Source organism: Micromonospora sp. NPDC049060 (genome assembly GCF_040649055.1).
In the GTDB taxonomy this organism is placed as follows: domain Bacteria; phylum Actinomycetota; class Actinomycetes; order Mycobacteriales; family Micromonosporaceae; genus Micromonospora; species Micromonospora reichwaldensis.
On the sequence record NZ_JBEZEV010000140.1, the window covers coordinates 1 to 10,677 of the forward strand.

A 10,677-nucleotide genomic window follows, 5' to 3' on the forward strand; every position below is an offset into this window, starting at 1 on the left:
GGAGGAACACCGTGGTGAGCATCCGGGCCCTGGTCCTGAACTGCACCCTCAAGCGGTCCCCCGCCCCGTCGAGCGCCGAGGCTCCGCCTCGGCTCGACCGCCCTCATGAAACAGGCCCTAGCATCACGGGGTGCGTGTGAAGTCCCTTGCCGTCCTGCTCGTCCTGTCCGTCGCCGGGGCGGGCCTGCCCGCCTGCGGCAACTCCGCCGCCGACGGCGACCCGCCGCCGGCCCCGACAGCCGCGGCGACGCCGGCCGGTGGGGCCGAGGCGAGCAGCCCTGGGTCCGCCCCGACGGCCCGTTCCGGACTCGGCGGGCCCGCCGCGAGCGCCAGCCCGGGGCCCTCGACGAGGGCGGCGGCGCTGAAGGCCGGCAACCCGGACGGCGGCGCGGCCGTGCCGGCCGAGGCGCGCGCCGTCGACACGTCGAGGCCGACCCGGACGATCGGCAGTGGCACCGCCGCCAGCTGCACCTCGGCCGCGGTGGTGAAGGCGGTCGCGGCCGGCGGCGTCATCACGTTCGACTGCGGGCCGCAGCCGGTGACGATCAAGATGACGGCCACCGCCAAGGTCCGCAACGCCAACGGGCCCAGGGTGGTGCTGGACGGCGGCGGCATGGTCACCCTCAGCGGCCAGGGGCAGCGGCGGATCCTCTACATGAACACCTGCGACAGCGCGCAGGGCTGGACCACCTCGCACTGCCAGGACCAGGACCACCCCCAGCTCACCGTGCAGAACCTGACCTTCGCCGACGGCAACTCCACCGGCGAGCGCACCGAGGGCGGCGGCGGTGGGGCGATCTTCGTCCGGGGCGGCCGGTTCAAGGTGGTCAACTCGCGCTTCGTCCGCAACCGCTGCGACCGGACCGGCCCCGACCTGGGTGGCGCGGCCATCCGGGTACTCAGCCAGCACGAGAACAAGCCCGTGTACGTGGTGGGCAGCACGTTCGACGGCGGCGTCTGCGCCAACGGCGGCGCGCTGAGCAGCATCGGCGTCACCTGGGCGGTGCTGAACAGCGTCCTGCGTGACAACCGGGCGGTCGGCACCGGGGCCAACCCGGCCAGGCCCGGCACACCGGGCGGCGGCAGCGGCGGGGCGATCTACTGCGACGGCAACGAGTTCACCGTCCGGATCGCCGGCACCATCATCGAGGGCAACGAGGCGAACGAGGGCGGCGGGGCCGTCTTCTTCGTCAGCAACGACCGCACCGGCACCATGCGGATCGAGAACTCCACCCTGCGCCGCAACCCGAGCAACGGCTTCGAGACGCGCGGCTACCCCGGCATCTTCTTCCTCGGCGCCCGCAACCCGACGCTGACCGGTTCGAGGCTGAGCTGACCCCCCACCGCCCCGGGTCGGTCGACGAGGATGGGCATGGCGCAGAGGCGGTCCTAGGATCGGGTCATGGGACGGACCGACCGCGCCAGCCGGGTGATCGCGGCACCACAGGCGACCGTCTACGGCGCCCTGCTCGACCGGGAGGCGCTCGAGGCGTGGCTGCCGCCCGACGGCATGCGCGGGCGGATCGAACGGTGGGATCCCCGGCCCGGAGGCGGGTTCCGGATGGTCCTGACCTACCTCGACGCCGGTGACAGCCCCGGCAAGACGTCGGATGCGACGGATGTCGTCGACGTCGGGTTCGCCGCCCTGGTGCCACCCGAGCGCGTGGTGCAGCGGGCGGTGTTCGAGGCCGACGACCCGGCGTACGCGGGCACCATGACGATGACCTGGCACTTCGCTGCCACCGGCGCGGGGACCGAGGTCACCGTCACCGCCACGGACGTACCACGCGGTATCGGCCAGGCCGACCACGAGGCCGGGATCGCCTCCTCGCTGGCCAACCTGGCGTCTTACGTCGAAGCGGCTCACTGAGGTCGTCGCACGGGAGGATCGCCGTGCTCGGCGCTCACCGGCCGGGTCTGTAGGCTCCGACAGTGGAGAGCAGCCGAGGGCGGAACGTGGTTCAGATGTTGTTGGATGCTGCGGAGAACGCCTCGCCGGTCGAGGCGGTGGAGGCGGTCACGCGGGAACTCGGCGCGGCGCTGGGGGCGCGTACCGTCGCGTTCCTCATCGCGGACCTCAGCGGCCGGGCGCTTGTCCGGTTGACCCACGTGCCGCTCGACGGCCCCGGTGCGGGACGCCGGGACGGCGACGAGACCGCCACGTTGATGCCGTTCGACGGCGGCCCCGCCGAGCAGGCGCTGCGCACCCAGGCGGTGCAGGTCTTCGCGCAGCCCGACGGGTGGACGGTGCTGGCGCCGGTGACCGAGCGCGGCGAGGCGATGGGCCTGCTCGAGATGGTCCTGCCGGACGAGCCCGACGCGCGAACGCTGGAGGAGATCGCCCGCACGGCGCACGTGTTGGCGTTCGTGGTGATCGCCAACCGGCGGTACACCGACCTGTTCGAGTGGGGGCAACGGACGACCCCGTTCACCCTCTCCGGGGAGATCCAGCGCCGCCTGCTGCCCGCCTCGTTCACGTGCGAGGCCAGCGCGTTCACCCTGTCCGGCTGGCTCGAACCCGCCGCCAGCATCGGCGGGGACACCTTCGACTACAGCCTCGCCCGCGACGTGCTGCACTTCAGCGTCACCGACGCGATGGGCCACGGGGTGGCCAGCGCGCTGACGGCCACCCTGGGCGTGGGCAGCCTGCGTAACAGCCGCCGCCGCGGGGCCGGTCTGGTGGAGCAGGCCGACGCCGCGAACGCCGACGTGGCCGCACACGGCGCCGTGCCCGGCAGTTACGTCACGGCGGTCCTCGGCCGTCTGGACCTGCGCACGGGGGTGTGCGCGCTGCTCAACGCCGGGCACGTGCCGCCGCTGCTGGTCCGCGACGGGGACACCCGGGCGCTGTCGCTACCGGCCAACTTCCCCCTCGGCATGTTCGCCGAAGCCAGTTACGGCGCAGGCGAGATCAGGCTGCGACCGGGCGACCGTGTAGTGGTGGTCACCGACGGGATGCGGGAGCGCAACGCCGCCAGCCTGGACCTTCCGGCCCAGTTGCGGTCGATCGCCGGGCTGCATCCGCGCGAGGCCGCCCGGGCGTTGGCGGATGCCGTGCTCGAGGTCAGCGGACCGAGCCTGGCCGACGATGCCACGCTGTTCATCCTCGACTGGCACGGCGGGCACAGCGAGGACCGGAACACCAGCGCCGGCGCCGACCAGGCACGTGCCAGCGGCGCGCTGCCCGACTGACTACCGGCCCGTCGCGTCGCGCCCGGACGGCAGATCGGCCTCGGCCGCCTGCACGCTGTCGTAGATGTCGATCACACGGTCCACCGACGTGACCGTCAGGACGCTCCGCACGGCGGGCTGCAGGGCGGCGAGGCAGAGCCGACCGCCAGCCTCACGCAACGCCTTGAACGTCACCACCAGCGCGCCCAGCCCGCTGGAGTCCATGAACCCCACCTCGGCCAGATCCACCACCACCTGGCGGTCAGCGGCGTCGACCAACTGTTGCAGACCCTCACGCAACTGCGGGGACGTCGCCAGGTCCAGCTCGCCGCGCACCTCGAGCACGGTGCAACCCCGGCCCGGCCGGACCGACAACAGCAGTGCCACAACAGCCTCCCCACGCCGATGATCCCCGCTCACCCTATGCTGCCGGGGTGCGGACCGCCGACGGCCGGCGGACGTCGCACCGACACGCCCGGCCGTTTCACCACGGCGACTCCGGGTAGTGCTGATCACCACCGACGCGTCCCGCCCCGAGATGTGGCACAGTAGGCCGGCGCGGTCACCCAGGGGGAGGAGAAACGGCGCGATGCGCGTTACCACGACGTTCTCACTCCCGCGTCGACCGTCCTCGGTGACCCGCGCCCGCCACGTACTCGCCACCCTGCTGAGCCTCACCGACGCCGCCGAGGACTCCCGTGGTCACCTCGCCGTGCTGATCACCGAGGCGTGCACCAACGCGGTGCTGCACGCGGACGCCGACAGCAGCGTCGACATCACCATCGTGATCGACGACGACGTCTGCCTGCTCGAGATCGGCAACCGCGGCAGCATCCCCGCCGGCGCCGGGCTCGACGCCGCACTGCCCGACCCGCTCACCGTCGGCGGTCGCGGACTGCCCCTGATCACCGCGCTGGCCGACACGGCCGCCTTCGTCGCCGGGCCGTCGGACCAGGTGCTGCTCCGCGTCACCAAACACCTCACCGGCGTACGGACGTCGCCGGTCCCCTGACCGTCGTCGACGGCTGCCCCGGTCGGGTTGGTGACCTCATGCTTGCCGTGCGTGACCGGATGGTCGAGGGTCGAACCCTGCTCACATCCGTCGTACATCGCCGAGGAGTCCCATGCAGCCGTTCGACCTGACCAGTGGCGACCAGATCCTCCTGCAGCCCGCGCTGGCGAACAACGTCAGCGGGATGAACCTCTCCGTACGCACCGATCTCGGCACCCGCGTGGAGGCGTGGCGGGCGGCGCCCGCCGTCACCGGTGACCAGCGGTTCTTCTGCCACGGTTACTCGCTGGGCACCTTCGGAGCGCACAGGTACACCGTCTGGGGCGACTTCCTGCCGCAAGTGCTGGCCGACGAGTACCAGACACTCGGGCGGATCGACAACGCCCGCCACGTCGCGCCCAGGGACGTGCTGGTCTGGTGGCTGGGGGGCACGGACGCGTACCACTCCGCCGTGGTGGAGCAGCCGGCGTTCCTGCCCACCGGCGCCCTGGACCCGGCGCAGACGAGGGTCAGCTCGAAGACCGGCACCGGCCCGCTGTGGATCGGTGTGCTGGCCGATGACGTGAAGCAGCAGTACCGCTCCGCGGCGTACATCGAGGTGTACCGCCGCAACCAGTGAGGCGCGGCGCGGCGGTCGGGCCACCGGCCGCCCCGCGTTCCTCGCCCAGATAGAGGTACGCCGATTGACAAAGTTTGGAATCCAAACTTAATCTGCGGTTCGCGATCGGGTGCGGCCGCGTTCGTGGTGGCGCCTGCCGCGAGCCCGTCCCAGCGGCACCCCAGGCGAGGAGCGTCATGGCCGAGATGCGAGGCACGACGAGAAGAACCCGATGGCGGCTGAGCCTGTTCACCAGCGCCCTCACCCTGCTGTTGGTGAGCCTCGGCCTGACGTTCGCGGTGAGCGCGCACGCGGCTGCCGGCTGCCGGGTGGCGTACTCGGCCAACCAGTGGCCCGGCGGCTTCACCGCGAACGTGGCCGTGACCAACCTCGGTGACCCGGTCAACGGTTGGCGGCTGACCTGGACGTTCCCCTCCGGGCAGCAGGTGACCTCGGCGTGGAACGCCAACGTGACCGCCGCCGGCGCCAACGTCACCGCCACCGACGTCGGCTACAACGCCGCCATCGGCACCAACGCCACGGTGTCCTTCGGCTTCAACGGCTCCTGGTCGGGCGCGAACACCGCCCCCACGTCGTTCGCGCTGAACGGCGTCACCTGCACCGGCGGCGTCGGCCCCACCACCGCGCCACCCACCACCGCCCCGCCGACGACTCCGCCACCCACCACCCCGCCACCCACCACGCCGCCGCCGACCGGTGACCCGATGGCCTACGTGGCCGCGATGCAGCCCGGCTGGAACCTCGGCAACACCTTCGACGCGGTCGGCAGCGACGAGACGGCCTGGGGCAACCCGCGGGTCACCCAGGCGCAGCTGGACGCCGTCCGGGCGCAGGGCTTCAACAGCATCCGGATCCCGGTCACCTGGAGCAACCACCACGGCCCCGCGCCGGCGTACACGATCGACGCGGCGTGGCTCAACCGGATCAAGGAGGTCGTCGGCTGGGCCCTGGACGACGGCTTCTACGTGATGATCAACATTCACCACGACTCGTGGCAGTGGATCAACGCGATGCCGGCCGACCGGACCACCGTCCTCAACCGCTACAACGCGCTCTGGACCCAGATCGCGGCCGCGTTCCGGGACGCCTCGCCGAAGCTGCACTTCGAGAGCGTCAACGAGCCGCAGTTCGCCAACAGCTCCGGCGACGCCCAGAACGCCCAGTTGCTGCACGAGCTGAACACGTCCTTCCACCGGATCGTGCGGGCCTCCGGCGGCAACAACGCCACCCGGATGCTCGTCCTGCCCACCCTGCACACCTCGTCGGAGCAGGCCCGCATCGACGAGCTGACCAGCACCTTCACCCAGCTGGGCGACCGCAACCTGATCGCCACCGTGCACTTCTACGGCTACTGGCCGTTCAGCGTGAACGTCGCCGGGGGCACCCGGTTCGACGCCACCACCCAGAAGGACCTGACCGACGCCTTCGACCGGGTGCACAACGCCTTCGTCGCCAAAGGCATCCCGGTGGTGATCGGCGAGTACGGCCTGCTCGGCTTCGACCGGCACACCGGCACCATCCAGCAGGGCGAGAAGCTGAAGTTCTTCGAGTTCCTCGGCTGGTACGCGAAGACCAGGAAGATCACCACCCAGCTCTGGGACAACGGGCAGCACTTCGACCGGCTCACCTTCCAGTGGAAGGACCCGGAGCTGTTCGCGCAGATCAAGTCGAGCTGGACCACCCGCTCCGGCACGGCCCACGCCGACCAGGTGTACGTGCCGCGTACCGGCTCGATCACCGCCAGGACGCTCGCGCTGAACCTGAACGGCACCACCTTCCAGGGGCTCTACCAGGGCAGCACCGCCCTGGCGCAGGGCACCGACTACACCGTGTCGGGCAGCCAACTCACGCTCACCGCGAGCGCGCTGACCCGGCTGGTCGGCAGCCGGGCGTACGGCGTGAACGCCACCCTGCACGCGCGGTTCTCCGCCGGGGTCCCGTGGCGGATCAACGTGATCACGTACGACCCGCCTGTGCTGTCGAACGCGACCGGGAGCACCACCTCGTTCGCCGTCCCGACCCAGTTCCGGGGCGACCAGCTCGCCACGATGGAGGCGAAGTACGCCGACGGCAGCAACGCCGGCCCACACAACTGGACGCCGTTCAAGGAGTTCGACGTCACCTTCGCCCCCGACTACACCGGCAACCGCATCACGCTGACCGAGGCCTTCTTCGCGGAGGTCAACGACGGCGCCCGGGTGACCCTCACCTTCCATTTCTGGAGCGGCACGACCGTCACCTACCACGTCACGAAGTCGGGCAGCGGCGTCACGGGCGTCACCGCCGTCGCGGCCCGGGTGGGCTGACCCGGCAGCGGTCTGCACGCGCAGCGGGCCGTGGCCGCCAGGCGGTCACGGCCCGTTCCGCGTACCCGACGGGATCATCCGCTGCGGTCCGCGCCGGCGGCGTGGGCACGGGCGGGGTCGCTGAAGGTGCTGACGCCGGGGACCAGCAGCGTGAGGGCGCTGGCCGCGGCGGTCAGGGCGGCCGCCGCGACGAGGGTGGGCTGGATTCCGAACGCCGCGACCGCCGGCCCGGTGAGGGCGTAACCGACCGGCAGCAGGGCGAACGCGCTGAGCTGGTCCAGGGCGAGGGTCTTGCCCAGCACCTCGGCGGGGATCTCGCGTTGCAGGGCGGACAGCCAGTTAAGGAAGTAGATCTCCACGACGAACCCGCCGACCGCGAAGCAGAGCGCCGTGACAGGCAGCGGCAGGGCGAAGGCGAGGCTGGCGGGCAGGGCGGCGTAGGTGGTGAGGGCGAGCATGCTGACAGTGCCGGGCCGCCGGGGCCGCCAGCGGCCGGCCAAGACGATGGCAGGAAGGGCACCGGCGGCGGCAGCGGCGAGGACGAGCCCGTAGGCGAGTTCGCCGCCGAGGCGGTCCGCGGCGATCAGCGGCAGCAGCGTCAGGCTGGGTGCGGTGCCGGCGAAGAGCTGGACCGCCACGGCCGCCATGACGGCGGCGACCCAGGGGCGGTGCCGGACGGTGGCGATGCCGGCCGCGGCGTCGGCCAGGACGCTGGTCCGGGGCCGGTCACCGGCGGCGACGTCGCGCACGCCCAGCACCGCGAGGGCGCCCGTCGCGAACAGCAGGGCCGCCAGGCCCAGGGCGGCGTGGATGCCGATGGCCGTGACGATGGCGGCTCCGGCGAGCGCCCCGAGAAGGGTCGCGGAGCGCTGCACGGCGGAGACCATGGCGTTGCCGCGTTCCAGCAGGGCGGTGGGGAGCAGCGCCGGAACCAGGGAGCGCATCGCCGGCCGGGACAGGGACTCGGCCACGCCGGACAACGCGGTGACGACGCCGAGCGCGGCCAGGGGCAGGTCGTCGAGGGCGAGCAGCGTGCCGAGGACGATGGCGGTGCGCATCAGGTCGGCGGTGAACAGGATCCGCGGCCGGGAGACGCGGTCGGCGAGGATGCCACCGGCGAGCAGGCAGACCACCAGGGCGATCGCCCGGCCGGCGAGGATGACGGCGATGGTGCCGGCACCGGCCCCGCGCTGTACGGCGTACAGCGCGAACGCGACCGGCAGGATCTGGTCGGCGACGGCCCCGGCGGACTGGCTGGCCCACACCCGCAGGAACAGCGGATGCTGACCCAGCTTCTGCGCGGCGACGGTGGCGGGGCTGGTGGGCGCGTTCACTCCGGGTCGGCCGGGGACCGGTGCGAGCTGGCGGCCAGGCGGAACGGCGGTGCATATCCCGGCCCGGTGGGACCGGTGCCGTCGTCGGGTGCGGGATTGCCGGCGGAGAGCAGGTAGGTGGCGAACTCGTGGTCGGGATCGACGCCGAGCATCGCCTCGACGCCGCTGTCGTGGAACGCCACGGTCTGGAACGGCGCCAGGCCGAGCGCCGTGCAGGTCAGCGCGAAGGTCTGACCGTAGTGGCCGGCGTCGAACATCCACAGCCGGTAGGCCCGGGGATGGCGGTACTTCCAGGACAGGCGGGCGGCGACGGTGGTGGTGAGGCAGGTGAAGGCCCCCTGGTAGGAGGGTTCCTGCTCGTACGCCAGGGTGGCGATGCGCTCGCGGTCGACGGTGGCGTCGAGGAGTTCCAGGCGGTGCACCTCGGGCGCGTAGTGGTAGAGGCCGGCCGGGACGCCGGTGACGTCGTAAACGGCCACGTAGCACTCGACCTCGTGCCGGCCACCCGCGGAGGCGCTGATGCGTCCCTGCTGCGGGCCGAACGCGCCGCCGTCGAGGAATCGCTGGGGCGCGAAGGTGCAGGACAGGACGGTCGCGAGCGCGTCGATGCCGACGGGGGTGCCGGCGAACGCGCGGTGGGTGCGCCGGGCGGCGAACACCTCCTCCACGGGCGTACGCAGCGGCAGGGCGCGTCGGGGAAGGTGCACGGCCGGGGCGTCCGGGTACCGCTTGAACGGCGCCGGAGGTGTGCCGTCGGCGGCGATCTGCGCGGCGGTGGCGTCGCGTTGCGGCGAATCCACGAGGTAGTTGGCGTCGCGGGCCTCGGTGTGCATGCGCGACGCGATCGGCCCCCAGTGCTGCCAGACGGGCGGGGTGCAGGCGTCGTCGGTGTCGGCGACGAGGATGCCGGCCTCGCAGAGCTTGTGGACCGCCTGGACGGCGGCGTCGGCGGCCTCGCCCCCGAACTGGGCCGCGACCTCGTCGACGTCGGTGAAGTCGTCCAGCCGCTGCAACAGGCTCAGCAGGTCGGGGGTGACCCGCAACCACCGGCGTTGACCGGGCAGGGCGACCATCAGCGCATCGCTGTCCCAGCGGCAGACGAGCTGGTCGCGGCGGCGTACCCGCATTCCGATGCCCTTTCGACGACGACGAAGCACGACGGACGGAATGGTGCCGGACCCGCACGCGGGTCCGGCACCGGGCGCGTCAGGCCGCCCCGTGGTTCAGCACAACGTCGTTCGTCTCGACGATCACGATGTCGAAGGCCATGGCTCGTACCTCCTCTCCGGCGCGGTGGGCTCGGTGCACCCCTGGACGGGTCCGTCCCCGCTGCAGCCGGGACGGACGTTCGGGGGAACCTCGGTGCCGCCGAAACGCAGTCAGGATGCGGATCGGTCGGGCGGACGAGGCGGGAAAGTCGACTGCGGCGAGCTTTCGGGACCCCGAAAGAGAAATTCGGATACAATTCCCGGGCGGCTCGCCGTCACGACAACTCCCCTCATCCGTTCCCGCTTGCGGCAATAGAGAAGGTAGCGAATGTGTCGACCCTCTGCCAAGGGGTCGACGGCCTTTGCCGGGCGGTCTTACAGCGAGAATCAATGGAGATGCGAGGCGACCGCCAGGGCCGGCGGCGGCCGGGGCGCCGGGCACCTGGTCGCCGACACGACGGGTGGCTGAGCCGGCGGTCAGGTGTCAGGAGCTGGCGTGCCGGCCAGCGGCTCGGCGCGGGCGTTCGCGCAGGTGGCGACCTCGTCTCCGGCCGACCCTGCGCCCGCTGGCGAGCGCTCGCCGGGTGCCCCGGATGGTGGTAGCCGGACCTTCCTCGGGTTCGGCGCGCCGCCGCGCGGGCGGGTGGTCGGGCGCTCCTCGGCGGCGATCTGACGAATCGCCGTCCCGGGACGGGCAATGCCGCCGGGTGGTGGGGAATTCCCCTCTCGGTGGGTTGCGGGTGGGGCATTCGTGCACGGGCTGGCGTATCGCCTGGGCGAGCCTTTGGCCATTGGTGTCCGGGCATTCCTGCCGGCGGCTCGGCGGCTGGTCAACGCATTCGGATGCGTCAAAGTCCCGGATGGTGGCCGACTGGGTTCACGGCCGAGGGGGAGCGCCGGCACCGCATCCACCGCCAGGCCCGCCGCGGCCAGCGCGGAGACCTCGGCCGGAATGCCGGACCGGGGCCGCCAGCCCGCCGACGCGCCGACGCGCCGACGCCGGCCGACCTGGCACGGGTGCCAGGTC

General features: G+C 72.3%; 9 protein-coding genes. 6 read left to right on the forward strand and 3 right to left on the reverse strand.

Features of this window, described 5'->3' with window-relative positions; translation table 11 throughout:
* The first annotated feature begins 130 nt into the window (after positions 1-130).
* From AB0B83_RS29230 to AB0B83_RS29240, 3 genes are all read left to right on the forward strand, one after another.
* Positions 131-1,336, forward strand: a complete 1,206-nt coding sequence (locus AB0B83_RS29230; protein ID WP_357580865.1) for a hypothetical protein — start codon at positions 131-133, stop codon at positions 1,334-1,336.
* A gap of 66 nt (positions 1,337-1,402) precedes the next feature.
* A complete protein-coding gene (locus AB0B83_RS29235; protein ID WP_357580866.1) occupies positions 1,403-1,870 on the forward strand; it encodes an SRPBCC family protein in 468 nt (155 codons plus the stop codon).
* A 95-nt stretch (positions 1,871-1,965) separates the two neighbouring features.
* Positions 1,966-3,192 (forward strand): PP2C family protein-serine/threonine phosphatase, encoded by a 1,227-nt coding sequence (locus AB0B83_RS29240; protein ID WP_357580867.1) that lies wholly within the window; start codon positions 1,966-1,968, stop codon positions 3,190-3,192.
* Here AB0B83_RS29240 and AB0B83_RS29245 read toward each other — a convergent pair whose 3' ends face one another.
* Positions 3,193-3,591 (reverse strand): STAS domain-containing protein, encoded by a 399-nt coding sequence (locus AB0B83_RS29245; protein ID WP_357580868.1) that lies wholly within the window; start codon positions 3,589-3,591, stop codon positions 3,193-3,195. It lies immediately after the preceding gene.
* A 169-nt stretch (positions 3,592-3,760) separates the two neighbouring features.
* On the opposite strand from AB0B83_RS29245, the gene AB0B83_RS29250 reads away from it, so the two are divergent.
* From AB0B83_RS29250 to AB0B83_RS29260, 3 genes are all read left to right on the forward strand, one after another.
* Positions 3,761-4,183 carry an ATP-binding protein gene (locus AB0B83_RS29250; protein WP_357580869.1) on the forward strand — a complete coding sequence of 141 codons (423 nt, stop codon included), beginning with the start codon at positions 3,761-3,763 and terminating at the stop codon, positions 4,181-4,183.
* Positions 4,184-4,295: 112 nt separating this feature from the next.
* A complete protein-coding gene (locus AB0B83_RS29255; RefSeq protein WP_357580870.1) occupies positions 4,296-4,802 on the forward strand; it encodes a hypothetical protein in 507 nt (168 codons plus the stop codon).
* Positions 4,803-4,978: 176 nt separating this feature from the next.
* The gene (locus AB0B83_RS29260; protein ID WP_357580871.1) at positions 4,979-7,108 is read left to right on the forward strand and encodes a cellulase family glycosylhydrolase; all 2,130 of its coding nucleotides are present in this window, start codon (positions 4,979-4,981) and stop codon (positions 7,106-7,108) included.
* A gap of 74 nt (positions 7,109-7,182) precedes the next feature.
* Here the strand turns inward: AB0B83_RS29260 and AB0B83_RS29265 are convergent, their stop codons facing one another.
* On the reverse strand, positions 7,183-8,442 hold the full coding sequence (locus AB0B83_RS29265) for an MFS transporter (RefSeq protein WP_357580872.1): 1,260 nt from the start codon (positions 8,440-8,442) through the stop codon (positions 7,183-7,185).
* Positions 8,439-9,569, reverse strand: coding sequence for a SagB/ThcOx family dehydrogenase (locus AB0B83_RS29270; RefSeq protein ID WP_357580873.1), 1,131 nt, complete (start codon positions 9,567-9,569; stop codon positions 8,439-8,441). The genes AB0B83_RS29265 and AB0B83_RS29270 overlap by 4 nt, the downstream gene beginning before the upstream one ends.
* Between the last annotated feature and the right edge of the window lie 1,108 nt (positions 9,570-10,677).

Bases quoted from the DNA above. Each gene is read 5' to 3' on its own strand.
- AB0B83_RS29235 (WP_357580866.1), top strand. From the start codon at position 1,403: ATGGGACGGACCGACCGCGCCAGCCGGGTGATCGCGGCACCACAGGCG.
- AB0B83_RS29240 (WP_357580867.1), top strand. From the start codon at position 1,966: ATGTTGTTGGATGCTGCGGAGAACGCCTCGCCGGTCGAGGCGGTGGAG.
- AB0B83_RS29250 (WP_357580869.1), top strand. From the start codon at position 3,761: ATGCGCGTTACCACGACGTTCTCACTCCCGCGTCGACCGTCCTCGGTG.
- AB0B83_RS29255 (WP_357580870.1), top strand. From the start codon at position 4,296: ATGCAGCCGTTCGACCTGACCAGTGGCGACCAGATCCTCCTGCAGCCC.
- AB0B83_RS29260 (WP_357580871.1), top strand. From the start codon at position 4,979: ATGGCCGAGATGCGAGGCACGACGAGAAGAACCCGATGGCGGCTGAGC.
- AB0B83_RS29270 (WP_357580873.1), bottom strand. From the start codon at position 9,569: ATGCGGGTACGCCGCCGCGACCAGCTCGTCTGCCGCTGGGACAGCGAT.